We start from the raw sequence: 25,277 nt of genomic DNA, 5'->3' as shown, positions 1-25,277 counted from the left end.
GACTCTTCCACGACATTGATGATAAATTAGCGCACTTTAAGTGTCGCTAATCCGATTAAAACCAGTACGATAGAAATGATCCAGAAGCGCACAATCACTCTTGGCTCCGGCCATCCTTTTAGTTCATAGTGATGGTGGATAGGTGCCATGCGGAAAATACGCTGCCCACGCAGTTTATAAGACCCCACCTGAAGAATTACCGACACTGTTTCCATAACGAAAACACCGCCCATAATAACGAGAATAAACTCTTGCCTTACTAACACCGCAATCGTTCCTAATGCCCCACCAAGCGCTAAAGAGCCAACATCACCCATAAAAACTTGAGCAGGGTAAGTGTTAAACCAAAGGAAACCAAGACCGGCGCCGACAATCGCAGTACAAACAACCACAAGTTCTGAAGCGTAAGGAATATAAGGAATGTGTAAGTAAGCCGCAAAATTCACATTACCAGTCGCCCAAGCAATGACAGAAAACCCTGCAGACACTAAAACCGTAGGCATAATTGCCAAGCCATCAAGACCATCGGTCAAGTTGACGGCGTTACTTGTCCCAACAATAACGAAATACGTTAACACTACATACAATAAACCCAGCTGCGGCATAACATCCTTGAAAAAAGGAACAACCAATTGAGTTGCAGGTGTATCGGCACCGTGAGCATACATTGCAAACGCAACAACCAGAGCGATCAACGACTGCCAAAAGTACTTCCAACGAGCGATCAAACCATCGGTATTTTTGCGCACGACTTTTCTATAATCATCAACAAAACCAACAATACCATATCCAATCAATACACTAAGTACCGCCCAAACATAAGGGTTGGTCAGATCGGTCCATAAAAATACAGTAATAATAATCGCACTTAGAATCATCACTCCCCCCATAGTCGGGGTTCCTCGTTTAGAGAAATGTGATTCAGGACCATCGTTTCGTACAACTTGTCCAATTTGTAGCATTTGTAAACGTCTGATTAATACAGGACCAACCCACAAAGAAAAACCTAATGCGGTAAGAATACTGACAATCGCTCTAAACGATAGATATTCAAAAAGACGAAAAAAAGAAAAATATGGCTGTAGTAATTCTGCAAGCCAAATCATCATAAGAACTTCTCCTTCAAAACAGCGGCGATTTTACTCATACCTGCGCTGTTTGCTCCCTTAACAAGTAAGACTTGAGCGTGTGTTGTATTTTGTTCGAGCTGCTGCTCAACATAATTCATCATATCTTGGTGGGTAACAAAATGTCTGCCATGACAAACGTCACTAATGACTTTTGCATCATCCCCATAGGTCAAAATATGCTTAAACTTAAACGGTGCAGCATGTTCACCGACTTGTCGATGAAGTGCAAGAGATTCGTTACCCAACTCTGCCATATTGCCAAGAATCAACCACTTGTCTCCTTGAAAAGTAGACAATAGATCCACAGCGGCCAACATTGCGGGCACACTCGCATTATAACTATCATCGATTAATTTTATACGATTATTTAGTTCGGTAATTTCCACACGACCTTTAACAAACGATAAACTGTGCAGACCTTGAGCAATCTCTGACAAAGATGCGCCAAATTCATAACTAATAGCGGCCGCAGAAATCGCATTGGAAACGTTATGCACACCAACAACGGCCAACGTAACGTCAACTCTCCCTGATGGAGTGACCAACGTAAATTCAGCCATAGAATCTTGATTCAGGGCGATTGCTTCTGCGTAAAAATCCGCTCGACTGTTGTGGGTAGAAAGTGTCATCACTCGTTTGTGATTTAGAACACCATCCCACCATTGTTCACTACAGCTATCGAGATTGACTAACGCAAGCCCATTAGAGCTCAATCCAGAATAGATTTCTCCTTTCGCTTGTTTTACACCATCAAGCGAGCCAAACCCTTCAATATGAGCACTAGCAACATTATTAACCAGTGCAATATTTGGCTGAACCAACTTTGTGGTATAGGCAATTTCACCGATATGATTCGCGCCAAGCTCAACCACAGCATAATCATGCTGGGGTTCTGAGCGAAGCAATGTTAGTGGTACGCCGATATCGTTGTTAAAGTTGCCTTGGGTGAACATCACTTCCCCTTTCAACGCTAAAATCGATGCAACCATCTCTTTCACCGTTGTTTTGCCGCAACTGCCAGTAATGGCGACTGTTGGTATTTCGCATTGCTGATGAACCCAAGCACCGATCAAGCCTAAAGCCACTTTAGTATCAGACACAATAAGCTGAGGAACTGAGCTTTCAACTTGCTTCGAAACAAGAACAGCAGATGCTCCCGACTGAATGGCATTATTTATAAATTGGTGAGCATCAAATCGTTCACCAATCAATGCAATAAATAAGCAATCATTATCGATAGTTCGAGTGTCAGTAGAAATAGCGTTAATTTTTCTATCATCGCCGATAAGCCGAGCATCCAGTATCGAAGCTAACTGACTCAGTGAAGTCACAACCATTATTCTATTCCTAAAAGTGTTTGAGCAGATTCACGATCAGAGAAATGTACTGTCTCCGAGGCAAATACTTGATAATCTTCGTGGCCTTTACCCGCAAGAAGAATGATATCATTGGGGTTGCTCTGAGATAATGCAAATTCAAGCGCGGTATAACGATGATGATGAACATGTATATTTTTAGGTGTATGAGTTCCCGCCAACATATCTGCAATAATGTCGCTTGGTTCCTCATTTCGAGGATTATCATCGGTTAAAATAACATTATCAGCTAACTGCTCGCCAATCGATGCCATCATTGGACGCTTTCCTTTATCACGAGCGCCACCACAACCGAAAATCGCCCATAGTTTACCGTCACAATGAACACGTAACGCTAATAACGCTTTTTCTAGTGCATCAGGTGTATGGGCATAATCCACGACAACTTTGGCTTTATTGTCCGCTTGGAAGAGTTCCATTCGACCAATCACTGGAGTAAGTTTATGACTCACTTGTAACAATTTGGATTTTTCGATTCCCAAACTGAGTAACGTCGCAAATGCAACGAGAAGATTATTGGCATTAAATTCACCAATCAAGCCAGCGCTTAACTGACCTACCCCCCATTTTCCCGAGAATGCTATTTCAATCCCTTGCTCGCTATAACGAACGCCTTTAGCCCACACAGCCTCGAAAGAGTCAGGCTGCTCCATAATTGAAACAGAAATCGCATTTGGTAGCTCATCGACCCAGTGCTTAGCGACGGGGTCATCAACATTAATAATCGCATGTTTAACGTTATGTTGAGTGAATAAGCTTTTCTTCGCTAATGCATACGCTTCCATGGTGCCATGATAATCAAGATGGTCTCGGCTAAGGTTTGTAAAAACTGCAGCTTCGAAATTCAAGTCAGAGACACGCCCTTGAACAAGACCATGAGACGACACTTCTAACGCTGTATATTCAGCGCCTTGAGAAGATAATTCTGAAAGCGTTCGTTGAATATCAATCGCACTTCCGGTGGTGTTTTTTGCTTCCACTAATTGTTCTAGAAAACCATTTCCAGTCGTTCCCATAACCGCAGAGCGTTTACCAATTAATTCAAGCCATTGTGCAATTAGCTGAGAAATCGTTGTTTTACCGTTAGTTCCAGTGATACCAATTAGTTTGTTTGTCGAATGACGATAAAGACGTCCTGCCAACGGAGACAAGATTTGGTTGAGTCGCTCAATATAAACGATTTCAACACCGGAATTATTTTCAATTAAACCATGAGGTAACCCTTCATCGGCTTGTGCAATAACGAGATTGGCTCCCTGTTTTATTGCATTTTCAATATAGTGTCGCCCGTCAACTTCATGCCCAACAACAGCAACAAAAGTGTCACCAGGTTTAATATTTCGGCTATCGAGTTCCAATCGAAAAATCGCCAATGCCGCATATGATTGTGGAAGCGAATTAAGCCAAGGAGCCAGAAGGTCAGAAGCAGAAACTGAATTGTTCATTAAAACACCTAGAGAATTAATTGCTTGTATCAAGTGCGTCTGGGGCAATATTAAGAATTTGCAACGCACTTTTCATAATATCGGCAAAGACTGGACCGGCGACAACCCCACCATAGTATGCATCACCTTTTGGCTCATTCACCATAACCACCAATGACAAACGCGGATCAGTAACTGGAGCAATGCCAGCAGTATAAGCAAAGTATTCATCACTGTACCCGCCCGCGATTGCTTTCCGTGATGTCCCTGTTTTTGCTGCGACACGGTATCCAGGAATGGCTGCCAGCGTTGCTGTACCGCCTTTTTGAGTCACTGTTTCCATAAAACCGATGACTTTACGAACATTTTCAGCATCGGCAACCCGATGACCCGCATCTTGAGCATTGCTATCAATCAGGTGTATCGGCTGATATAGACCTAGGTTACCCAAGGTTGCATACGCATGAGCCAGTTGGATTGGAGTAATCGACAACCCATAACCAAAAGCAAGTGTTGCGAGTTCAAATTTAGACCAGCGGCTTCGGCTTGGGAATATACCTGATGTTTCCCCGACCAAATTCAGTCCTGAAACTTCACCAAGACCGACAGAATTGTACATACCTAAAAGAGCTTGCACTGGCATTTGTAGCGCCAGTTTAGTTACACCGATATTGCTCGATTTCTGCAGTATTTTTTGTAGGCTAGCTTTACCTAAAGGAGAAGAGTCACGTACTCGGCTGCCCCCTATTTGTAGTAAACCATTCCCGGTATCAATTAATGAATGTTCATTTGCGATACCATTTTCCATCGCAGCTAATACTACGAATGGTTTAACTGTCGAGCCAGGTTCAAATGCATCGGTGATAACACGATTGCGCATTTTGAACGTCTGCCAATCTGAACGATTATTGGGGTTGTATGAAGGGGCATTGACCATGGCAAGCACTTCGCCTGTTTTTACGTCAAGCATAACGGCAGACGCTGATGTCGCTCGATAATCGGCAACAGCCTGTTTTACAGCTTTATACGCAATGGCCTGAAGACGCTGATCAATGGTAAGTTGTAACGGTTTTCCTTCTTCTCGTTCTTCTAAGGAGATATTTTCAACAACACGACCAAAACGGTCCTTACGAATAACTTGCTTTCCAGATTCTCCAGTAAGCCACTTGTCGTAACTACGTTCAACCCCTTCAAGTCCTCGGTCATCGATACCAGTAACACCAATTAAATGCGCACTAACTTCCCCTGCTGGATAATAGCGCCGAGATTCATCTTTAAGACCCACGCCTTTAATTTTTAATTCGTGAATATATTTCGACATCGCACTACTAACTTGACGTTTTAAGTAAATAAAACGACGAGATTTATTGGCTTTGATTTTTTCAATTAGCTCTTGTCGATCGAGCCGAAGCACATCAGCAAGCGCATACCAACGTGAGAGGTTTTCAAGTTGATTTTCTTTAAAAATAGTAACAGGGTCGGCCCAAACGGCTTCAACAGGAACGCTAACTGCTAGAGCTTCACCATTTCGATCAGAAATAATACCGCGAGCAGAATTAAGCGTTTTCGCTCGAACAGAACGCAAATCGCCCTGATGAATCAAGTTATCGGGTTCAATGACCTGAATATAAGCTGCACGCCCAATCAAAAATGAAAAAGCAACAAACACGAAAACGAGGACGACATAAAAACGCCAATGAATAATAGCGGGTGTGCCTTGATCCTTATCTTGAATCTCTTTCTTACTTGGCTTTACTTTAGTCATTGTCGGTCAATAATCACTTCTTTATCGGGCTCAGGACGCTTCATTTCTAATTCTTTTTCAGCCAACACTTCGACACGACTATGTTCCGATAATGCTGTTTCCTCGAGCAATAAGTTTCTCCATTCGTTATCTAAATTTTCACGTTTAACCATTTCTTGCTCTTTAGCTGAAATCACCCCTCGAGTTTGGTGAGTAACAAATACAACCGACATTGCGCTAATAAAAATGACGACGGTTAATAACAGAGGAATGCGTCCAACCGTCAGCAGATCGTGAGCGATTATTTTAGCCAAATTATACTTGGCACGAGGGAGTCGAAACCACATTAGCGCTTTTCCGCAATTCTTAATACTGAGCTGCGTGAGCGCGGATTAAGTTCAACTTCGTTTGCACTCGGTTTAATCGCTTTGCTCATAGTTTTTAAATCAGCCTCTCCCAGAGCCCGAATCTGAGCTTCCGTCATAGGAATACCATGGGGAACTTGAGGTCCTTGACTCTCTTTTCGGATAAAGCGTTTCACCATTCTATCTTCCAAAGAATGAAAGCTAATCACCGAGAGACGCCCCTGCGGAGCCAAAATGGATGCAGCTCCTTTCAGTGCTTTATCAATTTCTTCTAACTCACTATTAATGTAAATACGTAGCGCTTGAAATGAGCGAGTTGCCGGGTGTTTTTTCTCTTTAAAGTTTTTCGGTGCAGCGTCAGAAATTAATGCCGCTAATTGACCAGTACGAGTTAATGGTTCGTTTTCTTCGTTCTCACGATAAGCCACAATCGCTTTTGCAATACGCCGAGCATGTTTATCTTCACCAAACTCTCGAATAACCCAAGTGATATCATCAAGCTCTGCGGTACTCAACCATTCAGAGATCGGTATACCACTCGTTGGATCCATTCGCATATCTAGTGGGCCATCCTTCATAAAACTGAATCCACGTTCTGCGTCATCAAGTTGTGGTGAAGAAACCCCTAGATCAAATAAAACACCGTCTACTTTTCCAACTAAGCCTTGCTCTTCAGCATAGTCAGCAATTCCAGAGAATGCTCCATGAATAATGGTGAAACGTGGATCGTCAATTTTATTCGCTTCTTCAATAGCTTGAGGATCGCGATCGATGCTATATAAGCGTCCATGCTCTCCTAACTTGCTTAGAATTGTTCTACTGTGTCCACCACGGCCAAAAGTACCATCAATATAAACACCATCAGGTTTGATCGCCAAACCCTCAATAGATTCATTCAGTAACACTGAAACATGTTGAAATGTTGGATTCATAACGCTCTCATTACGGTTTAAACCTATTTTCTGGCGGATAATGTTAGAGGAATGATACAAAGTACGCTAGTAAATTACACGTCCCAAGCTCATTAATGACGTAAGTTTTGCCATTATGTCTCATCTAGAGGCAACTCAAAGCAAAAAACCCATCATAAGATAACTTATGATGGGTCTGTAATAGGTGGAGTTAACCTATAAGCCGGGTTTTGTTCCGTTATAAATAACGGTAGTAGCCATTCCTCTAGGCTAGCAATCGCTCACTAGCTCAAGCAACCTACCCGCTCCCTAATACGAGCCGCATTGTGTGGAAGCCTATTTGGTCTTGCTCCGGGTGGAGTTTACCCTGCTACGCACTGTTGCCAGACGCACGGTGTGCTCTTACCACACCCTTTCACCCTTACCTGTACATCACTTCCGAAAAAGTGGCCATCGGCGGTCTTCTCTCTGCTGCACTTGTCGTAGGCTTGCGCCTCCCAGGCGTTACCTGGCACCCTGCTCTACGGAGCCCGGACTTTCCTCCCCCTTATCAGTCTCCCAAACCCGTAAGTGAAGGACATCAATAAGGCAGCGACTACCCAGTCAACTCCAGGCGCGGATTGTATAGACAAAGCGATTCTCTGTCTAGGCAATATCACACAACCCATTAATCAAGATTCTCTAATCCCCATTTATAAAGCGCATTCTTTTTCAACGAATATATTTCAGCAACTGCTGACGCGGCTTTTTTCAAAGGTAAGTCGGCGACTAAAATGGTCAAAGCACGAATTGCTTCTGGTGGAATGGCATCAGTCACATCCTGGCGATAACCATGAATCAAAATCACCATCTCACCTTTTCGACGGTTTTCATCTTCTGCGATCCACGGAATCAGCTCTCCTAAAGGCAAACTATGAATTGTTTCAAATGTTTTGGTTAGCTCCCTCGCGAGCACAACTTGTCGGTCGGCGCCTAAAACTTCAAGCATGTCATTTAATGCATTCGTTATCCGATGTGGTGACTCATAAAAGATACAAGTTCGCTTGTCGGTCGCAATTTCGTGAATCTTATCTTTCCTTGCTTTGGTCTTTGGTGGTAAAAAGCCTTCAAAGCAAAAACGATCGGAAGGTAATCCGGAAGCACTTAATGCAGTCGTGACGGCACAAGCTCCTGGCAACGGGACAACCTTAACGCCAGCTTGACGACATTGATTGACAAGATGGTATCCTGGATCGCTAATAAGCGGTGTACCCGCATCCGAGACCAAGGCAATAGATTGTCCCGCGAGTAACCGCTCAACTAAACGCTGAGCTTTATCTTGCTCATTATGATCATGCAGTGGGAAAGTCTTGGTTAATATATTAAAATGCGCCAGCAGTCGGCCAGTATGGCGAGTGTCTTCCGCAGCGATTAAGTCGACACTAGAGAGAACCTCTACAGCTCTTTGCGTTATATCCCCCAAATTTCCGATAGGGGTTGGCACAATGAAGAGAGTTGGGTAATCTGATGTTGAATTTATTTTTTGTGTCATTTGTTTACCATTACGTGAAAGACTATTATTGAACCCATATTTGACTGGAATATTGAACAAGCTCATGGCTAAAACTAACCATTTGAAACGCAGTGTACCACGCCTTTTAACTCCAATTGCACTAGCAATTGTATTATCAGCATGCTCATCAGTATCACTAGAGAATACAATGTCTGGAGTGGATATTACTCAAGAACCCACTCTTTCTTCTGATGATTACATGTTAAAAGCCGAGACTAGCTTTGGGCAAAATCAAAGTAACTGGCTAATCATGGCACTAAAGGCGACCATCGATGAACAGCAAATTGGTAAAGCCAATCTACTTTTCTTTAAGTTAACAAACGAAGAACTCAATGACAGTCAACTGGCCGAGTGGCAGTTAGCTAGAGCTCGCCTCCTGATTGATCGTCAACAAAGTCTTGCGGCCCTCAAGCAACTTACTTTCGAATCAACGTGGGAGATTGACAGTTCCCAGTGGTTAAGATACTACGAAATTCGTTCAGAAATACTGATTGAGCTGGAACGTTGGACCGAAGCAACTCGTTCATTAATTCATGTATACCACCTGAGTGAAGAGCCTAAACGAGCAAAGCTTTCCGAACTTATTTGGGAAACAATTGGTCACTCTAATCAATCAGAGCTAGAGCAACTCGACATCTCTCCGGCGGAACTACAATTAAATGGCTGGGTCGAGCTAGCGACGTACGTTAAAGCGAATAATGCCAATATTTCACACTTAAAAGAGCTTATCGAACAGTGGCTAATCGATAACCCTCATCATGCGGCAACACTCTACACTCCAGAGTCAATCGCATCGCTACTATCAATGCAATTTATAGTACCGAAAAACCCAGCACTATTACTGCCTCTCTCAGGTAAGTTTGCTAAGCAAGCAGAAATTATCCGAGAAGGGTTTATGTTTGCTCAAGCCAATGACGACAGCCCGAGTAAAATTACTGAATTAAAAATAATTGACACTCAAGAGCAAGATTTGTACTCCATTACAGACGACCTTGTTGCTAGCGAAATAGATTTCATTGTTGGTCCTCTTGTTAAAGACAATATTGTACAGTTAAAGCAAATAATGGCTCTACAATCAAAAGAAATACCCATGCTCGCTTTGAATATTCCAGCAGAAGTCGACCCAACAATGGGCACTTGTTACTTTGGGCTATCACCGCAACAAGAAGCGGATCAAACAGCAAAATATTTCGCAGCTCAAGAATATCAATTCCCAATGGTACTCGCTCCAGAAGGAAGCTATGGCCAACGTGTGGTTGAAGCATTCCAAAAAGAGTGGGCGAACCATAGTGAACACCCAGTTGCTGTAGGTTTTATCGAGTCTACAAACAAAATGCAGATTAATATTAATACTGCGATGGGATTACAAACAAGTCGCCAAAACATTGCCAAAATCCAGTCAATTTTGGGGCGTTCACTTGAGGGACAACCACGAAATCGTCGAGATATCGATGCTATTTATATTGCTGCTGATAACCGTCAGCTAACCTTGATTAAGCCCTTTATAGAGGTTGCAGTTAACCCAGAAGCACCACAACCTAAACTTTATGCCGGTTCTCGAAGTCATACTGCTGACAAACAATATGAAGATTTAAGTGGTGTTATATATAGCGACATTCCACTGTTAATTTCTCCTCAAGAAGAGATTAAAGCTCAGATGGATATTAATTGGCCAAATGCATCAAATGCAGAGACTCGTTTGCGCGCAATGGGAATGGATGCCTATGCCCTTCTCAATGAACTCCCACAAATGAAAACGGTAAGTGGCTACGAAATATCAGGCCAAACAGGGTTACTTACCATTGATGAACAATGCGTAATCCACCGCAATATTAGCTGGGCGGAGCATGGCGCAGGCTAACCAACGAAAAATTGGTGAACTCTACGAGCAAACCGCAGCTGATTTTTTAATTAGCCGCGGGGTCTCGTTAATTGAGAAGAACTTCACTTGCCGTAGTGGAGAGCTCGATTTAATTATGCAAGACCAGCAAACGATTATCTTCGTTGAAGTAAAATATCGGCATGATCATAAATATGGCCATGCAGCTGAAATGGTTACTCCTAGTAAAATGAAGAAGTTGATCAAAGCAGCACAACACTGGATGATGATGCAAGGTTACTCACCTTACAGCACAGACTTTCGTTTTGATGTCATTGCGATTCATAACCATGGCGCAGACATCAATTGGTATAAAAATGCGATAACTCAGGATTAAGAGATGCTCGAGAGCATTAAAGAAAGTTTTACCGAAAGTATTCAAATACAAATTGCCGCGGCAGAAGCACTCCCTGACGCGATTACTCATGCAGCCCAAGCAATGGTCAGTACCTTACTTAATGGCAACAAGATTTTATGCTGTGGTAATGGTGGTTCTTCTGCTAACGCACAGCAGTTTTCTTCCTGTTTGCTCAATCGCTTTGAAACCGAGCGGCCAAGCTTACCTGCGCTTGCTTTAACTGCAGATAATATTACTATGACAGCAGTCGCAAACGACTATCACTATCATGATATATTTTCAAAGCAGGTTCGTGCCTTTGGGCAATCTGGCGATATCCTCTTGGCAATATCAACAAGTGGAAACAGCCATAATATAATTAAAGCAATGGAAGCGGCAGTTACCCGCGATATGACTATCATTGCCTTAACAGGTAAAGATGGTGGGGAAATGGCTGGCCTTCTTGGAGAGGATGACGTTGAAATTCGCATTCCTTCCCAGCGCACCGCTCGCATTCATGAAGTTCACATGGTGACACTTCATTGTCTTTGCGATTTAATTGATCAAGTATTATTTCCAGCCCACGAAGAATGAAAATGAAAAATTTAACACTGTTAGTTACTCTATCTTTAGTTGTTATGCTGTCTGGATGTGTCGGTTTATTTGTAGCAGGCGCAGCAACGACCGTTAACATCGCCACAGACCCAAGAACGAGCCAAGAAATCTGGGATGATAATTATATCGAAGCAGAAGTGACTGGCTTAATCAAAAAACCACCATATCGAGGAAAGTCTCGTATTCTTTCTAGCTCGTTCCGTGGAACCGTTGTTTTAATGGGACAAATTGTTGATTCTTCGATGTTAGTAGCCTTAGAGGAAAACATTAAAAAGATCAAAGGCGTCGAAAAAGTCCACGATCAAATAAGAATTAAAACACCGTTAACAACACAAGAAATCGCCAACGACACGTGGATTACAACAAAGATAAAATCAGAAGTGTTGACTCACAAAGATCTAAACGGAGTCAAAATTAAGGTTATAACAGAAGACAAAGAAGTCTTTTTGTTTGGTTATGTATCTCGAGAGCATGCAAATATTGCAAGTGAAGTCGCGCGAAATATCGAAGGTGTAAAACAAGTTATCCTTGCTTTTCAATATGCCGACTAACGAAACTATTAAATTACTTTAGTCCATATAAATCACCCAATAAAAAACAGCGAATTATCGCTGTTTTTTTTGTTTATGATTCCCGATGCTTTACTTAATCACTCGCAAACTCGGTTTACCTTTCGTTCTTGGTGGCTCATCACCGCCTTCTTCATCTTCTGAGGGCGCTTCAGCGACCGACAAACTAGGTTCTTGAGTTTGTTCAGGTATGCTCTCTTCAACGGAGTCAGTCAAATAGGCATCTTCAGGTTCAAACATTGTACCTGCACCATTCTCTCGAGCATATATCGCTTGTACAGCATATATCGGTACTAGTACCGCATGTGGAGTACCACTAAAGCGAGCATTAAAACTCACTGAATCAATGCCTATATCTAGATTACCAACTGCTCGTGGTGCCACATTGAGAATAACTTGACCATCTTGAACAAATTCAAGTGGTACTCGCACTCCCTTCAATGTTGCATCCACAACGAGATGAGGTGTGAGATCATTCTCAACTAACCAATCATAAAACGCCCGTAACATGTAAGGGCGTCGAGGCGTCATATTTTCAATATCCATAGCCACTGAATCCTATATTAGCGAGCTAAACGCATCTCACGCTCAGATTCAGTCAATGATGCAAGGAATGAATCACGTTCAAATACACGGTTCATATAAACTTTTAGTTCTTTAGAACCAGCACCAACCAGATCGATACCCAATACAGGTAAGCGCCATAATAATGGTGCAAGATAACAATCAACTAAACTAAACTCTTCGCTCATGAAATATTCATATTCAGCAAAAATTGGAGCAAGTGTCAGCAGATCATTACGCAGTTTGTTACGTGCAGACTCAGCCTCTTCTGCATTACCTGAAGTAATCGTGTTCGCTAGGCTATACCAATTTCTTTCGATACGGTAAACCATAAGACGACTTTTACCACGGGCAACAGGGTAAACTGGCATTAATGGAGGGTGAGGAAAACGCTCATCTAAGTACTCCATGATAATTTTGGAGTCATATAAAGCAAGCTCACGGTCAACCAAAGTTGGCACCGACTTATATGGATTTAGCTCTATGAGTTCAGCAGGAAGATTAGAGTCATCAACAAGTTCAACCTCTACACTTACACCTTTCTCAGCTAGAACGATACGTACCTGATGACTGTATAAATCAGAGGCACTAGAAAAAAGAGTCATCACAGAACGTTTATTGGCAGCTACAGCCATTAGAGCCCTCCAGCATACTTACAAATGTAAACAATGGAGGCAAGCCTCCATTGTCAGATTTAATATTCACAAAAAATAACACGGAATATTAGCACATTTAGTGCACATCACGCCAATACTCTTTCTTGAGCAACACAACAACGATAGTGAAAATGAAGATAAAGCCCATAGCCCACCATCCCATTGATTGTCGTTCAAGTTTCATAGGCTCGGCGGAATACTCTAGGAAATTAACAAGGTCTCTAACCGCTATATCATATTCTGAAGCAGTAAGTTCCCCTGAACCATCCGATTCGATACCGACAATGTGCTGTACATCCTCTCCATCAACCTGAGTTGTTTCATATACAGGATAAGGAATCCCTTGCAAGCCCTCTAATACATGAGGCATACCTACACTAGGGAATACCGTATTATTGACACCAAATGGACGGCTAGGATCTACATAGAAAGAGCGTAGATAGGTATACACCCAATCAGTACCTCGAACACGAGCAACCAAAGTGAGATCAGGTGGCGCAGAACCAAACCATTTACTCGCATCTTCATCAGGAATCGCATTTTCCATTAATTGACCAATTTTAGCCGTTGGTTCAAATACTAGATTTTCCAACATGAGATCTTTTGGAATTCCTAAATCATTCGCAACACGTTCATAACGCTGGTACTGAGTTGAGTGACAACCGAAGCAGTAATTCATAAACAGTTTTGCGCCGTTTTGTAACGATGCTTTATCTGTTAAATCATTTTCTGCCGCATCCAAATGTACGCCAGAGCCTGCCGCAAAAACCATAGAAGGTAAAAGACCAAATAAAATTACAATCCATTTCTTCATTTGAAGTTAACCCTCTCTGGCAGTGGCTTGGTGGCTTCATTCTTACTGTAGAAGAACAGCAGCACAAAGAACATAAAATAACCTAAGCTAAAGATCTGAGCCATCAGTGTATAAACTGTCGTAGCAGGCAAAGTTCCCAATACACCTAACACTATAAAGCTGATTGTGAACTGTATGATATTAAACAAATGGAACTTGCTGCGGTAACGATATGAACGAACCTTACAACGGTCTAACCATGGTAATAGGAACAGCATGACAATAGATGCACCCATTGCAATCACTCCGAGCAACTTATCGGGGACAGCACGGAGAATGGCGTAGAATGGCGTAAAGTACCAAACGGGCGCGATATGTTCAGGTGTTTTCAATGGGTTAGCAGCCTCAAAGTTTGGCGGCTCAAGGAAGTATCCCCCCATCTCTGGATTGAAAAATAACACATAACAAAAGAAGAAGAAGAACCCGGCGATACCAACCATATCCTTCACTGTTCCATAAGGGTGGAACGGAATAGAGTCGATAATGTCGTATTTCCCACTATATTGCTCATGGAATTTAAACTGGGTTTTGTAATCTTCACCCATGGTGCCTTTCTTCAGTTTTGTTTCGATACCATCAGGGTTATTCGAACCAACTTCATGTAACGCTAAAATATGCAGTACTACTAAAAGGAGTAACACTATCGGTAATGCTATTACATGTAATGCGAAGAAACGGTTTAAAGTCGCGCCTGAAATAACATAGTCACCACGAATCCACAAAGTCAAATCATCACCAATGTATGGAATAGCTCCAAACAAGGAAATAATAACCTGTGCTCCCCAATAAGACATTTGTCCCCAAGGAAGTAGATACCCCATGAAGGCTTCAGCCATAAGAACCAAGAAGATCAGCATCCCAAATAACCACAATAACTCACGAGGCTTTTGGTAAGAACCATAGATCAATCCACGGTACATATGGAGGTAAACGACAACGAAAAATGCCGATGCACCAGTTGAATGCATGTAGCGCAGCAACCAACCGTAATCGACATCTCGCATAATATATTCGACAGAAGCAAATGCACCATCCCCTGATGGGACATAATTCATTGTTAACCAAATACCAGTAAGAATTTGATTAACCAAAACCAACATTGCTAGAGAGCCAAATAGATACCAAAAGTTAAAGTTCTTTGGCATCGGATATTCAGATAAATGCTTTTTATACGCATTCATCGCTGGTAGGCGTTTTTCAACCCAATCTAATAGGACTTGCATTATGCCTCCCCATCTTCATCGATACCAATGACTATACGGGCATCACTTAAGAACATATATTTCGGAACAACCAAATTAAGCGGTGCTGGAACACCAGCGAAAACACGGCCGGCCATATCAAATTTTGAGCCATGACACGGACAAAAGAAGCCCGATGGCACACCTTCGACCTGCTCATTAAAAGAGCTCGGCAAATAAGTCGGAGAACACCCTAAGTGAGTACAAATCCCTACCGCAACAAAATATTCAGGTTTAATCGAGCGGTACTCATTTTGAGCGTATTCAGGCTGCTGCTCTTGTTCAGAGCTAGGATCCCTTAATTGAGAATCATGTGTCGCCAATCCATCTAAAATCGACTTAGGACGTCGAACGATCCAAACAGGCTTACCACGCCACTCCACGCGTAATAACTGCCCTTCTTCTACTTTACTTATATCCACTTCTACCGGAGCACCAGCAGCTTTCGCTTTGGCACTTGGGTTCCATGATTTTATAAAGGGTACAGCGACTGCTACTGCGCCTAAGCCACCAACGACAGCTGTCGATGCAGTTAGAAAACGCCTACGCCCCTTATTAATTGGTGCATTGCTCATCCAAAAACTCTCCCATCGGCTCTCTCTTCAAAAGTATAGACACTCTAAAAGTCGAACTCGGCTAACTAAACTGGAATTCGTTATATTTATTTTGTTGACGAGGATAAATAAAACCCTACTTTTTGACAAGGTAAAGCTACTTTTCTGTAACATTTATGCAGGAAATGTCACGTTCATAGCATTATAGAAATTTTGAGCAAAAAATAATTGAAAAATATGACGAATTATAAATACAAAAAAGCTCGACCAAGGTCGAGCTTTTGTAGCACATAGTAAGCAGTAATCTGCCCGATAATCTTGAAATAAGATTAACGTTTAGAGAACTGTGGACGACGACGTGCTTTACGTAAACCAACTTTCTTACGCTCAACTTTACGAGCATCACGAGTTACATAACCCGCAGAACGTAGAGTAGGACGTAGAGATTCGTCATATTCCATTAGAGCGCGTGTGATACCGTGACGGATCGCACCAGCTTGACCAGAAATACCACCACCTTTAACAGTGATGTATAGGTCTAGCTTTTCAACCATTTCAACTAGCTCTAGAGGCTGTTTAACAACCATACGAGAAGTTGGACGACCAAAATACTCATCAAGAGTACGCTTATTGATTACGATGTTGCCGCTGCCTGGTTTGATAAAAACACGCGCAGCTGAGCTTTTGCGACGGCCAGTGCCGTAGTATTGATTCTCTGCCATTTTCGAAATCCCCAATTAGATGTCTAGTACTGTTGGTTGTTGAGCAACATGGTTGTGCTCAGCACCAGCGTAAACTTTAAGCTTACGGTACATAGCACGGCCTAGAGGACCACGTGGTAGCATACCTTTAACCGCTAGCTCGATTACCATTTCAGGTTTGTAGTCAATTAACTTATTGAAAGAAGTTGACTTTAAACCACCAGGGAATTCAGTGTGACGGTAGTAAATCTTACCTTCACCTTTATTACCTGTAACAGTAATTTTCTCTGCGTTTACAACGATGATGTAATCACCAGTATCAACGTGAGGAGTATATTCAGCTTTATGTTTGCCACGTAGGCGAGATGCAATTTCACTTGCGAGACGGCCTAGAGTTTTTCCCTCTGCGTCTACAACATACCAGTCGCGTTTAACGGTTTCTGGTTTAGCAACGAAAGTTTTCATGCTAATAATAACCCATATAATTAAATTTACACTTAAGGAGCTAATGCTCCCACTGTCTAAGAGCCCGTACATCACCCCTTCGAGTGGTTGGCACTCTCGGCTATATTTCCAAAGAAATTAGCCTGCAGTAACGGTGGGTCGCAGGATTATAGAGAAGAGCGCAGAAAAAATCATCTTTTTTTTTGACTTAAAGAAGCAAAAGAATAAAAAAACATCTCTCTTCCTTTTTATTATGTCAAATGAGCCTCTGACAAGTAATCTCTACTCTGCATTTCGGTCAACCTTGAGCAGCAACGCTTAAATTCAAACTCAAGTTGTCCAGAGGTATAAAGAGACTCTAGTTCAACTTCTGCTGAAATAATCAGTTTCACTTTACGCTCATAAAACTCATCAACCAATGCGATAAATCGGCGTGCAGCATCATCAAGACTTCTATCCATCTGCTTCACATCACTAAGTAAAACCGTATGGTAGACTTTTGACAGCTCAATGTAATCGTTTTGGCTTCTGGCTGTCTGACAAAGCTGTTCAAAATTAGCAAAAAGAACGCCATTAGATGCATTAATCACATCAACTTGACGATGATTAACATCAATAGATACTGATTGTTCTTTTGCCCAGGGGTGACCAACAAGTTGAGCAAAATACTCCTGCAAATGCTCCATTGCTAGGTCATCATTTGGCGAGTGATAAATGTCAGCGTTTTCTAGAGTTCGTAGTCGATAATCGACACCACTATCGACATTGATTATTTGGCAGTTTTGTTCGATCAGTTTGATTGCTGGCATAAAGCGAGCTCGTTGTAATCCATTGCGGTATAATTCACTTGGAGGAATATTCGACGTCGCGACCAATATAACACCACGAGCAAATAGTGCTTCAAACAAAGTTCCAAGGATCATGGCATCGGTAATATCGGAGACATAGAATTCATCAAAACAGATAATATCAGCTTCAGCTTTAAGACGATCTGCCACTATCAATAATGGATCAGACGTGTCGTCTAATTGAGCAAGTTCCTCATGAACACGATACATAAAGCGATGAAAGTGAATACGCATATTTTTTGAAGGCGTTAACGTATCAAAAAATGCATCCATCAGATACGTCTTGCCACGTCCAACACCTCCCCACATATAAAGACCTTTAGGCGGTGTTTTACTCTCTGCTTTTTTCCCAGTAATCCGCTCCAAAAACGTTGGTTTCTTTTGAGGCTCCTGTTCTAAAAATAAAGCATACTCTTGATACAAATGCTCGAGCGCATCGACAGCCATTGCTTGCGCACTGTCAGGTTTTATCGTATTTTTTTCAATATCATGAAGGTAACGTTGCTTTGGAGTCATAAAAATCATATAGAATGTGGTTGTGGTAAGAGTTAATTTTCAAATACCGAGTTTCACTTTATCGGTCTATGAACTCATAGTACCATGTCCAAACTGCATGTGTAACCAAGTGGTAAAACATATGTTAAATAACAACAGGAAGGAGAATTTATGCCTTGGATGTATGCCATTGTCGGGCTATTAGTTGGCTGTGTTGTCGGAGCGATCGTTTCCCGCATTACTGCTCCACAATACAAAAATCAGAAGTCGATACAAAAAGAACTCGATGCTTCAAAATTTGCTCTTGAACAACAACGCCAAGAACTAATGGATCATTTTTCTCAAACTGCAGGTATGTTAGATACCATTGGTAAAGACTATACAAAACTTTACCAACACCTCGCAAAAAGCTCTTCGGAACTGATTCCCAATATCCCTGAACAAGATAATCCATTTATCAAAACTATTGAGAAAAAGAATAAAGTAACGACAGAAACAGAGGTAAACGACAGCACGTCAACGGAAACTCAACCTAAAGACTATGCTAAAGGTTCTTCAGGATTATTAAAACCAGAGGATAAACCTTCTGTCACCGAAAAAGATTCGTAGAAAAAGAAATAACTAAATTATTTTCGTGAACTTTGTAAAGATTTTTGAGTCCTAAACTCCACAAACTATTGAGAGTTTATAATTACCCAGATAGTTGATACTAATCTGGGTTCTATTTTCATAGGAGTCATAGCATGAAAAAATCTTTACTCGCATTAACTACACTTTCTCTTTGTATTAGTTCTTTCGTCGCACCTCCAGCATCCGCAGTACTTCCTGTGACAGTCGATGGTCAACAACTTCCTAGCTTATCCCCAATGCTTCAGCAAGTCATGCCTGCTGTCGTGAGTATTGCAGTAGAAGGGACTCAAACAGCCCAGCGACAGGTCCCTGAACAATTTAGGTTTTTCTTTGGTCCTAACTTTCCAACCGAACAGTTACAACAACGTCCGTTTCATGCATTAGGCTCTGGTGTGATCATCGATGCGGAAAAAGGGTATGTTGTGACTAACTTTCATGTCATTAACAAAGCCGATAAAATCACCGTACAACTGCATGATGGGAAAGAATACCAAGCAGAGCTAGTTGGCGCAGATAAAATGTCTGATATCGCTTTGGTTAAGTTAGACAATGCAAAAAACCTCACCCAAGTATCAATAGCCGATTCAGATAAGCTGAATGTAGGTGATTTCACAGTCGCGATTGGTAACCCATTCGGTCTTGGACAAACCGTAACTTCAGGGATTGTTTCAGCATTGGGACGCAGTGGACTTAATATAGAGAATTTCGAGAACTTTATTCAGACTGATGCCGCAATTAATAGTGGTAACTCTGGCGGTGCATTAGTTAACTTAAATGGTGAATTGATTGGTATTAACACTGCAATTTTAGGTCCCAGTGGTGGTAACGTTGGGATTGGCTTTGCAATTCCATCAAATATGATGAAAAACCTCACTGACCAAATTTTAGAATTTGGTGAAGTTAAACGAGGAATGCTTGGGGTTCAAGGAGGAGAAATTACTTCTGAACTTGCGGAAGCGATGGGGTATGAGTCCAATAAAGGCGCTTTCGTTAGTCAAGTAGTACCTGATAGCGCAGCCGATGAAGCAGGGCTGGAAGCCGGAGATATTATCGTTTCTATCAACGATAAATCAATAAATACATTTGGCGAACTTCGAGCGAAAGTTGCGACACTCGGAGCAGGAAAAGAGGTGTCTCTAGGCGTACTGCGAGATGGCGAATCATTGAGTTTCGATATCACTCTTGGTGAACAAACTGATGTAAAAACGGAAGCCAAATCTCTTCATGAAGGGCTAACAGGTGCGGAACTCTCCAATACGAATTCGAATGACACAATACAAGGTGTCAAAGTCACTTCTGTTGCGAAAGGATCCTCAGCCGAAAGTTATCAATTAAAAGAAGGAGATATTATCGTTGGCGTCAATCGACATCGAGTCTCCAACATTGCACAACTTCGGTCTATTCTTGATCAAAATCCGTCTATTTTGGCACTGAATATTCAACGTGGCGAGCAGAGTATTTACCTTGTCGTTCGCTAAATAATTGATATTTATTAAACCTTACCGAGAAATGAGCTTATCTGTACGATAAGCTCATTTTCTATTTTGGTATCTAGTGCTAATCTAGCACTTAATTAATTATGTTAAGATAATCATTCGCTTCAATTGAGGATATCACTTTGAATTACTTACTTCGGTCTCTAGGGTTAGGGCTTATCGCAGCGCTTGTAGTTGTGATTAGCGTGCCAAGCCTGCGAAGCCAAGTTACGATTCCTCAGTTAACTAACCAACCCAAAGACATTGCTTCGCTGCAACTATCGTTTAATCAAGCAGTAAGTAAAGCCGCTCCTGCCGTAGTCAATATTTACAGTCGAAAATATACTGAAAGTGATCGAACAAAGCTTTCAACTCAGGGCCTAGGCTCTGGGGTTATTGTCAGTGAAAAAGGCTATATTGTGACTAACTACCATGTAGTAGCACAGGCTGATCAAATTATTGTCGCGCTGCAAGATGGTCGTATCGCCGCCGCTCAGGTTGTTGGGCAAGATCGTCGCACCGATATTGCCATTCTTCATATCGAAGGGAGTAATCTTCCTGTTATTCCCTTAAACCCACAATATTCTCCTCAAGTTGGTGATGTCGTGTTAGCAATAGGCAACCCTTATAATTTAGGGCAGACAACCACTTTTGGAATAATATCTGCAACAGGACGATCTTCAATTAGTGCTGATGGGCGTCAAGCTTTTATTCAAACTGATGCTGCGATTAACGAAGGTAATTCTGGCGGAGCATTAGTCAATACTCAAGGTGAACTCGTTGGTATCAATACTGCTTCCTTTCAACAAGCGACTGATTTAGAAACCTACGGTATTTCTTTTGCTATCCCTTATCTTCTCGCCAACAAGATCATGGAAAAAATCATCGCTGATGGTCGTGTTATTCGAGGCTATATTGGTATCGATGGGCAAGATATCAGTTCTCTAACATCTCGATTGCTAGGTGGAAAATATAATGGCGGGATTGTAGTATTGGGAATGGATCCCAATGGGCCAGCGTTTAAAGCTGGATTTAAAGTTCAGGACATTATTATTAAAATTGATGGACATGACATTATAGGACGTCAAAGTGTTATGGATTTAGTGACGGATCTTAGGCCGGGAATCACGGTTAACGTTATCGCACTCAGAGATGGACAAGAGATTACAATTCCAGTCACAATAGCCGAAGATACTCGAATTTAATGATAGCAACCGCGATATCATATAAAAGCAGATATAAAAAAACGGAGCCAATTGGCTCCGTTTTTACTTTGAGAACGCTTGTGAAAGCATTATTTTCTAGTAAGTTTCTCTTTAATACGAGCAGACTTACCTGAACGTTCACGTAGGTAGTACAACTTGGCACGACGTACTGCACCACGACGTTTAACTTCGATGCTATTCACTATTGGAGAGTGAGTTTGGAACGTACGCTCAACACCTTCACCATTCGAAATCTTACGTACGGTGAAAGCAGAGTGAAGACCACGGTTACGAATAGCGATTACAACACCTTCAAATGCCTGTAGACGCTCACGCTCACCTTCTTTTACCTTAACTTGAACAACCACAGTGTCACCTGGTGCAAATTTTGGTAGGTCTTGCTTCATTTGCTCTTCTTCAAGAGCCTTGATGATATTACTCATTTTTTAAATTCCTAGAATAAACTGATACTAAATAAAATTGGTTACTTCACTTTGAGTTCTTTTATAAACTCAGCAAGTAACGCTTCCTGTTCGTCAGTCAGAGCTAGGTTTTCCAGGAGTTCTGGTCTTCTTAGCCAGGTCCGGCCTAACGATTTCTTTAACCGCCATTGACGAATGTCCTGATGATTTCCGGATTTGAGTACCGCAGGCACTTCATTTCCATACAAATTTTCAGGGCGTGTATAATGCGGACAATCAAGTAACCCATTCGCAAAAGAGTCTTCTTCTGCTGATGCGTAATCTCCCAACACCCCCGGAATAAACCGAACGGCTGAATCGACCAACGTCATCGCGGGTAACTCTCCACCTGTCATTACGAAATCACCAATCGACCATTCTTCGTCAACATGCGATTCGATTACACGCTCATCTATCCCTTCATAACGACCACAAATTAAAATCATATTTTCATTTGTCGCCAGCTCTTCAACACCTTGTTGATCAAGTTTTCGACCTTGAGGTGAAAGATAAATGACTTTCGTTTTTCCCGGTGCGGCCTCTTTTGCTGCTTGAATCGCATCCGTTAACGGTTGCACCATCATCAACATTCCCGGTCCACCACCGTAAGGCTTATCATCGACTGTTCGATGTTTATCGTGAGTGAAATCCCTAGGGTTCCAAACATTTATCGATAAAAGGCCTCGTTTTACCGCTTGACCTGTTACCCCAAAATCAGTAACAGAACGAAACATTTCCGGAAATAGGCTAATTACGCCAACCCACATATGTTATTACGCTCCGTTTGGGGAAACTAAAATCCAGGATCCCAGTCAACTTCGATCCGTTGAGCTTTGCGATCAATCGATATGATCACTTGCTCTTCAAGAAACGGGATTAATCGTTCCTTTTGACCGAAAGCATCTTTAAGATTTGCTTTCACTACAAGAACATCATTTGAGCCAGTTTCCAAAAGATCAGTGACCGTTCCTAGATCGTAACCTTTTGTTGTAAAAACTTGCATACCAAACAATTCACGCCAGTAGAACTCATCTTCTGACAATTCTGGTAGTGATACTGGGTTAATGGAGATCTCTAAGTTGGTATAGAGGCTGGTATTCTCTCGAACATCTAAACCCACTAATTTAGCCACCAAACCTTGGTTATGGCGCTTCCAACTCTCAACCTTACATTCGACCCACTCACCCTTTTGGTTAATAAACCAAGGGCTATAATCAAAAATACTTTCTTGATTGTCTGTGTAAGAGATAATTTTAAGCCAGCCACGTATGCCGTAAGAAGCTCCGAACTTCCCAACAACAATTTTTTCGCTCTGCTCACTCATTACTTATTCACCCTACTTAGACATTCGCAAATTTTAATTGCTAAATTAAGCCGCTTTTTGAGCGTCTTTAACTAGCTTAGCTACGCGATCAGATAGAGATGCGCCTTCACCAACCCAATGGTTAACGCGATCTAGATCTAAACGTAGACCTTCTTCTTGGCCAGTTGCTGTTGGGTTAAAGAAACCAACATTTTCAATGAAACGGCCAGTTGCAGCATTGCGGCTATCCGCAACTACAATTTGATAAAATGGACGCTTTTTAGCGCCGTGACGTGCCAAACGAATGGTTACCATATCGTCCTCTTTTGCTTTCTCAATAATAAAATTAACCCCAATAACTAATCAAAAAATCAGCTTGGGGTCTCGTGCCAAAATAAAGCCCCGGAATTTTACTCTTATTCCGAGGCAATGCAAGGGTTTTAACTATTTCAATAATAATGAATGGTTAGAAAGGGATTATCGACCGAATGGGTTGAACCCACCACCGCCTCCCATCATCCCTTGCATGTTACGCATCATTCCTTTCATGCCACCTTTTTGCATTTTCTTCATCATTTTTTGCATCTGGGTAAATTGCTTAATCAGGCGATTGACATCCTGTACTTGAGTACCAGAACCTGCGGCAATCCGCTTTTTGCGCGAACCTTTAATAACATCAGGACGTTGGCGTTCATGCATCGTCATAGAGGAAATAATGGCCTCCATCTGCTTAAACATTTTATCGTCTACTTTGTCTTTCATATTAGCGGGTAGATTTGACATTCCTGGAAGCTTATCCATCATGCCCATCATGCCGCCCATATTCTGCATTTGACCTAACTGCTCACGAAAATCTTCTAGGTCAAAGCCTTTTTTCTGTTTAAATTTCTTCGCCAGTTTCTCTGCTTTATCGTGATCAACATTACGCTGTAAATCTTCGATCAGAGAAAGTACATCGCCCATTCCCAAAATTCGAGATGCGACGCGATCCGGATGGAAAGGTTCCAATGCATCGGTTTTTTCACCAACACCTAAGAATTTAATCGGCTTACCAGTAACATGACGCACAGATAATGCCGCACCACCACGAGCATCACCATCCACTTTGGTTAAGATAACCCCTGTTAACGGAAGTGTATCGCCGAACGCTTTTGCTGTATTCGCAGCATCTTGACCTGTCATTGCATCAACGACAAATAGTGTTTCTACGGGAGTGATAGCTGCGTGGAGTTCTTTTATCTCCGCCATCATCTCTTCATCAATCGCTAACCGACCTGCCGTATCGACAATCAATACGTCATAGAACTTCTTCTTCGCATGGTCAACGGCGGCATTAGCAATATCGATTGGCTTTTGATCTGCAGAGGACTCGAAGAAGTCGACGCTAACATCTGCTGCCAGCATTTGAAGCTGTTTAATCGCTGCCGGGCGATAAACATCGGCAGACACAACCAGAACTTTCTTCTTATCACGCTCTGTTAGCAACTTAGCGAGTTTACCAACACTTGTGGTTTTACCCGCACCTTGTAAACCAGCCATCAAAACAACGGCTGGTGGTTGAGCCGCTAGATCGAGCGCTTCATTGGACTCCCCCATAACAGCTTCAAGTTCTGTTTGAACTAGCTTTATGAATTCTTGCCCAGGAGTTAAAGACTTAGAAACTTCAACGCCAACCGCACCGGCTTTCACGCGCTGAATAAAATCACGAACCACTGGCAGCGCAACATCGGCCTCGAGCAGAGCCATGCGTACTTCGCGCAGTGTTTCTTTTATATTATCTTCGGTTAAACGACCTTTACCGCTAATATTTTTTAGCGTACCGGATAGTCGATCCGTTAAATTCTCAAACATACTTCTCTCTTCGCTATGAGGCGATCACTCGTTTAATTATACCTTAGCCTTATATAGATATATACCCGAACCACTCCATGTTGCCAACCTTTCA

Annotated in this window: 27 protein-coding genes and 1 other RNA gene; 7 read left to right on the top strand and 21 right to left on the bottom strand. The window is 42.0% G+C overall.

Annotation, left to right across the window (positions count from 1 at the left end; genetic code table 11):
- Positions 1-26: 26 nt before the first annotated feature.
- The 8 genes from mraY to rsmI all read right to left on the bottom strand — a co-directional run bounded on the left by mraY (position 27) and on the right by rsmI (position 8,481).
- Positions 27-1,109, bottom strand: a complete 1,083-nt coding sequence (gene mraY / locus ACWU4D_RS06425) for a phospho-N-acetylmuramoyl-pentapeptide-transferase (protein ID WP_456050582.1) — start codon at positions 1,107-1,109, stop codon at positions 27-29.
- Positions 1,106-2,467 (bottom strand): UDP-N-acetylmuramoyl-tripeptide--D-alanyl-D-alanine ligase, encoded by a 1,362-nt coding sequence (locus ACWU4D_RS06420; RefSeq protein WP_456050581.1) that lies wholly within the window; start codon positions 2,465-2,467, stop codon positions 1,106-1,108. Before ACWU4D_RS06420 ends, mraY begins: the two co-directional genes overlap by 4 nt.
- Positions 2,467-3,951: a UDP-N-acetylmuramoyl-L-alanyl-D-glutamate--2,6-diaminopimelate ligase gene (gene murE / locus ACWU4D_RS06415; RefSeq protein WP_456050580.1), complete on the bottom strand. Its 1,485-nt coding sequence runs from the start codon at positions 3,949-3,951 to the stop codon at positions 2,467-2,469. The genes ACWU4D_RS06420 and murE overlap by 1 nt, the downstream gene beginning before the upstream one ends.
- A 16-nt stretch (positions 3,952-3,967) precedes the next feature.
- Positions 3,968-5,695: a penicillin-binding transpeptidase domain-containing protein gene (locus ACWU4D_RS06410; RefSeq protein ID WP_456050579.1), complete on the bottom strand. Its 1,728-nt coding sequence runs from the start codon at positions 5,693-5,695 to the stop codon at positions 3,968-3,970.
- Positions 5,692-6,021, bottom strand: coding sequence for a cell division protein FtsL (gene ftsL, locus ACWU4D_RS06405; RefSeq protein WP_456050578.1), 330 nt, complete (start codon positions 6,019-6,021; stop codon positions 5,692-5,694). The genes ACWU4D_RS06410 and ftsL overlap by 4 nt, the downstream gene beginning before the upstream one ends.
- Positions 6,021-6,971 carry a 16S rRNA (cytosine(1402)-N(4))-methyltransferase RsmH gene (gene rsmH, locus ACWU4D_RS06400; RefSeq protein WP_456050577.1) on the bottom strand — a complete coding sequence of 317 codons (951 nt, stop codon included), beginning with the start codon at positions 6,969-6,971 and terminating at the stop codon, positions 6,021-6,023. Before rsmH ends, ftsL begins: the two co-directional genes overlap by 1 nt.
- 182 nt (positions 6,972-7,153) lie before the next feature.
- Positions 7,154-7,561, bottom strand: an RNA gene (gene rnpB, locus ACWU4D_RS06395) — RNase P RNA component class A.
- Positions 7,562-7,617: 56 nt separating this feature from the next.
- The gene (rsmI, locus tag ACWU4D_RS06390) at positions 7,618-8,481 is read right to left on the bottom strand and encodes a 16S rRNA (cytidine(1402)-2'-O)-methyltransferase (RefSeq protein WP_456050576.1); all 864 of its coding nucleotides are present in this window, start codon (positions 8,479-8,481) and stop codon (positions 7,618-7,620) included.
- A gap of 64 nt (positions 8,482-8,545) precedes the next feature.
- On the opposite strand from rsmI, the gene ACWU4D_RS06385 reads away from it, so the two are divergent.
- The 4 genes from ACWU4D_RS06385 to ACWU4D_RS06370 are packed head-to-tail and all read left to right on the top strand — an operon-like array spanning position 8,546 to position 11,884.
- A complete protein-coding gene (locus ACWU4D_RS06385) occupies positions 8,546-10,363 on the top strand; it encodes a penicillin-binding protein activator (protein ID WP_456050575.1) in 1,818 nt (605 codons plus the stop codon).
- Positions 10,350-10,718, top strand: coding sequence for a YraN family protein (locus ACWU4D_RS06380; RefSeq protein WP_456050574.1), 369 nt, complete (start codon positions 10,350-10,352; stop codon positions 10,716-10,718). The genes ACWU4D_RS06385 and ACWU4D_RS06380 overlap by 14 nt, the downstream gene beginning before the upstream one ends.
- Before the next feature lie 3 nt (positions 10,719-10,721).
- Positions 10,722-11,312 carry a phosphoheptose isomerase gene (locus tag ACWU4D_RS06375; protein ID WP_456050573.1) on the top strand — a complete coding sequence of 197 codons (591 nt, stop codon included), beginning with the start codon at positions 10,722-10,724 and terminating at the stop codon, positions 11,310-11,312.
- Between the two features lie 2 nt (positions 11,313-11,314).
- Positions 11,315-11,884, top strand: coding sequence for a BON domain-containing protein (locus ACWU4D_RS06370; protein ID WP_456050572.1), 570 nt, complete (start codon positions 11,315-11,317; stop codon positions 11,882-11,884).
- Positions 11,885-11,974: 90 nt separating this feature from the next.
- Here the strand turns inward: ACWU4D_RS06370 and sspB are convergent, their stop codons facing one another.
- The 8 genes from sspB to zapE all read right to left on the bottom strand — a co-directional run bounded on the left by sspB (position 11,975) and on the right by zapE (position 18,279).
- Complete coding sequence (gene sspB, locus ACWU4D_RS06365) at positions 11,975-12,448, bottom strand: ClpXP protease specificity-enhancing factor (protein ID WP_456050571.1); 474 nt, start codon at positions 12,446-12,448, stop codon at positions 11,975-11,977.
- 17 nt (positions 12,449-12,465) lie between these two features.
- Positions 12,466-13,101, bottom strand: a complete 636-nt coding sequence (sspA, locus tag ACWU4D_RS06360) for a stringent starvation protein SspA (RefSeq protein ID WP_456050570.1) — start codon at positions 13,099-13,101, stop codon at positions 12,466-12,468.
- A 97-nt stretch (positions 13,102-13,198) separates the two neighbouring features.
- Complete coding sequence (locus tag ACWU4D_RS06355) at positions 13,199-13,936, bottom strand: cytochrome c1 (protein ID WP_456050569.1); 738 nt, start codon at positions 13,934-13,936, stop codon at positions 13,199-13,201.
- A complete protein-coding gene (locus ACWU4D_RS06350) occupies positions 13,933-15,198 on the bottom strand; it encodes a cytochrome b (RefSeq protein ID WP_456050568.1) in 1,266 nt (421 codons plus the stop codon). The genes ACWU4D_RS06355 and ACWU4D_RS06350 overlap by 4 nt, the downstream gene beginning before the upstream one ends.
- On the bottom strand, positions 15,198-15,791 hold the full coding sequence (petA, locus tag ACWU4D_RS06345) for a ubiquinol-cytochrome c reductase iron-sulfur subunit (protein WP_456050567.1): 594 nt from the start codon (positions 15,789-15,791) through the stop codon (positions 15,198-15,200). Before petA ends, ACWU4D_RS06350 begins: the two co-directional genes overlap by 1 nt.
- Positions 15,792-16,099: 308 nt before the next feature.
- Positions 16,100-16,492: a 30S ribosomal protein S9 gene (rpsI, locus tag ACWU4D_RS06340; protein ID WP_456050566.1), complete on the bottom strand. Its 393-nt coding sequence runs from the start codon at positions 16,490-16,492 to the stop codon at positions 16,100-16,102.
- 15 nt (positions 16,493-16,507) lie between these two features.
- Complete coding sequence (gene rplM, locus ACWU4D_RS06335) at positions 16,508-16,936, bottom strand: 50S ribosomal protein L13 (protein WP_456050565.1); 429 nt, start codon at positions 16,934-16,936, stop codon at positions 16,508-16,510.
- Between the two features lie 230 nt (positions 16,937-17,166).
- Positions 17,167-18,279 carry a cell division protein ZapE gene (gene zapE / locus ACWU4D_RS06330; RefSeq protein WP_456050564.1) on the bottom strand — a complete coding sequence of 371 codons (1,113 nt, stop codon included), beginning with the start codon at positions 18,277-18,279 and terminating at the stop codon, positions 17,167-17,169.
- A 150-nt stretch (positions 18,280-18,429) separates the two neighbouring features.
- Here zapE and zapG point away from each other — a divergent pair, with 150 nt between their 5' ends.
- The 3 genes from zapG (at position 18,430) to degS (ending at position 21,568) form a co-directional block, all read left to right on the top strand.
- Positions 18,430-18,867 carry a Z-ring associated protein ZapG gene (gene zapG / locus ACWU4D_RS06325; protein ID WP_456050563.1) on the top strand — a complete coding sequence of 146 codons (438 nt, stop codon included), beginning with the start codon at positions 18,430-18,432 and terminating at the stop codon, positions 18,865-18,867.
- Between the two features lie 134 nt (positions 18,868-19,001).
- Positions 19,002-20,366, top strand: a complete 1,365-nt coding sequence (locus tag ACWU4D_RS06320) for a DegQ family serine endoprotease (protein ID WP_456050562.1) — start codon at positions 19,002-19,004, stop codon at positions 20,364-20,366.
- Positions 20,367-20,506: 140 nt separating this feature from the next.
- On the top strand, positions 20,507-21,568 hold the full coding sequence (gene degS, locus ACWU4D_RS06315) for an outer membrane-stress sensor serine endopeptidase DegS (protein ID WP_456050561.1): 1,062 nt from the start codon (positions 20,507-20,509) through the stop codon (positions 21,566-21,568).
- A gap of 89 nt (positions 21,569-21,657) precedes the next feature.
- Here degS and rplS read toward each other — a convergent pair whose 3' ends face one another.
- From rplS to ffh, 5 genes are all read right to left on the bottom strand, one after another.
- On the bottom strand, positions 21,658-22,011 hold the full coding sequence (gene rplS, locus ACWU4D_RS06310; protein ID WP_456050560.1) for a 50S ribosomal protein L19: 354 nt from the start codon (positions 22,009-22,011) through the stop codon (positions 21,658-21,660).
- Positions 22,012-22,052: 41 nt separating this feature from the next.
- A complete protein-coding gene (gene trmD, locus ACWU4D_RS06305) occupies positions 22,053-22,796 on the bottom strand; it encodes a tRNA (guanosine(37)-N1)-methyltransferase TrmD (protein WP_456050559.1) in 744 nt (247 codons plus the stop codon).
- 26 nt (positions 22,797-22,822) lie between these two features.
- A complete protein-coding gene (gene rimM, locus ACWU4D_RS06300; protein ID WP_456050558.1) occupies positions 22,823-23,353 on the bottom strand; it encodes a ribosome maturation factor RimM in 531 nt (176 codons plus the stop codon).
- Between the two features lie 45 nt (positions 23,354-23,398).
- Positions 23,399-23,647 (bottom strand): 30S ribosomal protein S16, encoded by a 249-nt coding sequence (gene rpsP / locus ACWU4D_RS06295; RefSeq protein ID WP_456050557.1) that lies wholly within the window; start codon positions 23,645-23,647, stop codon positions 23,399-23,401.
- 162 nt (positions 23,648-23,809) lie between these two features.
- Positions 23,810-25,183: a signal recognition particle protein gene (gene ffh, locus ACWU4D_RS06290; RefSeq protein WP_456050556.1), complete on the bottom strand. Its 1,374-nt coding sequence runs from the start codon at positions 25,181-25,183 to the stop codon at positions 23,810-23,812.
- Between the last annotated feature and the right edge of the window lie 94 nt (positions 25,184-25,277).

The sequence above is a fragment of the Vibrio phycocola genome (assembly GCF_053850235.1).
The sequence above is the reverse complement of the archived record's forward strand: the minus strand, read 5'-3'. Positions and strand labels throughout refer to the sequence as shown.

What these genes read in the sequence shown, in the direction of transcription:
- mraY (WP_456050582.1), bottom strand. Translation starts at nt 1,109, where the DNA reads ATGATGATTTGGCTTGCAGAATTACTACAGCCATATTTTTCTTTTTTT.
- ACWU4D_RS06420 (WP_456050581.1), bottom strand. Translation starts at nt 2,467, where the DNA reads ATGGTTGTGACTTCACTGAGTCAGTTAGCTTCGATACTGGATGCTCGG.
- murE (WP_456050580.1), bottom strand. Translation starts at nt 3,951, where the DNA reads ATGAACAATTCAGTTTCTGCTTCTGACCTTCTGGCTCCTTGGCTTAAT.
- ACWU4D_RS06410 (WP_456050579.1), bottom strand. Translation starts at nt 5,695, where the DNA reads ATGACTAAAGTAAAGCCAAGTAAGAAAGAGATTCAAGATAAGGATCAA.
- ftsL (WP_456050578.1), bottom strand. Translation starts at nt 6,021, where the DNA reads ATGTGGTTTCGACTCCCTCGTGCCAAGTATAATTTGGCTAAAATAATC.
- rsmH (WP_456050577.1), bottom strand. Translation starts at nt 6,971, where the DNA reads ATGAATCCAACATTTCAACATGTTTCAGTGTTACTGAATGAATCTATT.
- rsmI (WP_456050576.1), bottom strand. Translation starts at nt 8,481, where the DNA reads ATGACACAAAAAATAAATTCAACATCAGATTACCCAACTCTCTTCATT.
- ACWU4D_RS06385 (WP_456050575.1), top strand. Translation starts at nt 8,546, where the DNA reads ATGGCTAAAACTAACCATTTGAAACGCAGTGTACCACGCCTTTTAACT.
- ACWU4D_RS06380 (WP_456050574.1), top strand. Translation starts at nt 10,350, where the DNA reads ATGGCGCAGGCTAACCAACGAAAAATTGGTGAACTCTACGAGCAAACC.
- ACWU4D_RS06375 (WP_456050573.1), top strand. Translation starts at nt 10,722, where the DNA reads ATGCTCGAGAGCATTAAAGAAAGTTTTACCGAAAGTATTCAAATACAA.
- ACWU4D_RS06370 (WP_456050572.1), top strand. Translation starts at nt 11,315, where the DNA reads ATGAAAAATTTAACACTGTTAGTTACTCTATCTTTAGTTGTTATGCTG.
- sspB (WP_456050571.1), bottom strand. Translation starts at nt 12,448, where the DNA reads ATGGATATTGAAAATATGACGCCTCGACGCCCTTACATGTTACGGGCG.
- sspA (WP_456050570.1), bottom strand. Translation starts at nt 13,101, where the DNA reads ATGGCTGTAGCTGCCAATAAACGTTCTGTGATGACTCTTTTTTCTAGT.
- ACWU4D_RS06355 (WP_456050569.1), bottom strand. Translation starts at nt 13,936, where the DNA reads ATGAAGAAATGGATTGTAATTTTATTTGGTCTTTTACCTTCTATGGTT.
- ACWU4D_RS06350 (WP_456050568.1), bottom strand. Translation starts at nt 15,198, where the DNA reads ATGCAAGTCCTATTAGATTGGGTTGAAAAACGCCTACCAGCGATGAAT.
- petA (WP_456050567.1), bottom strand. Translation starts at nt 15,791, where the DNA reads ATGAGCAATGCACCAATTAATAAGGGGCGTAGGCGTTTTCTAACTGCA.
- rpsI (WP_456050566.1), bottom strand. Translation starts at nt 16,492, where the DNA reads ATGGCAGAGAATCAATACTACGGCACTGGCCGTCGCAAAAGCTCAGCT.
- rplM (WP_456050565.1), bottom strand. Translation starts at nt 16,936, where the DNA reads ATGAAAACTTTCGTTGCTAAACCAGAAACCGTTAAACGCGACTGGTAT.
- zapE (WP_456050564.1), bottom strand. Translation starts at nt 18,279, where the DNA reads ATGACTCCAAAGCAACGTTACCTTCATGATATTGAAAAAAATACGATA.
- zapG (WP_456050563.1), top strand. Translation starts at nt 18,430, where the DNA reads ATGCCTTGGATGTATGCCATTGTCGGGCTATTAGTTGGCTGTGTTGTC.
- ACWU4D_RS06320 (WP_456050562.1), top strand. Translation starts at nt 19,002, where the DNA reads ATGAAAAAATCTTTACTCGCATTAACTACACTTTCTCTTTGTATTAGT.
- rplS (WP_456050560.1), bottom strand. Translation starts at nt 22,011, where the DNA reads ATGAGTAATATCATCAAGGCTCTTGAAGAAGAGCAAATGAAGCAAGAC.
- trmD (WP_456050559.1), bottom strand. Translation starts at nt 22,796, where the DNA reads ATGTGGGTTGGCGTAATTAGCCTATTTCCGGAAATGTTTCGTTCTGTT.
- rimM (WP_456050558.1), bottom strand. Translation starts at nt 23,353, where the DNA reads ATGAGTGAGCAGAGCGAAAAAATTGTTGTTGGGAAGTTCGGAGCTTCT.
- rpsP (WP_456050557.1), bottom strand. Translation starts at nt 23,647, where the DNA reads ATGGTAACCATTCGTTTGGCACGTCACGGCGCTAAAAAGCGTCCATTT.
- ffh (WP_456050556.1), bottom strand. Translation starts at nt 25,183, where the DNA reads ATGTTTGAGAATTTAACGGATCGACTATCCGGTACGCTAAAAAATATT.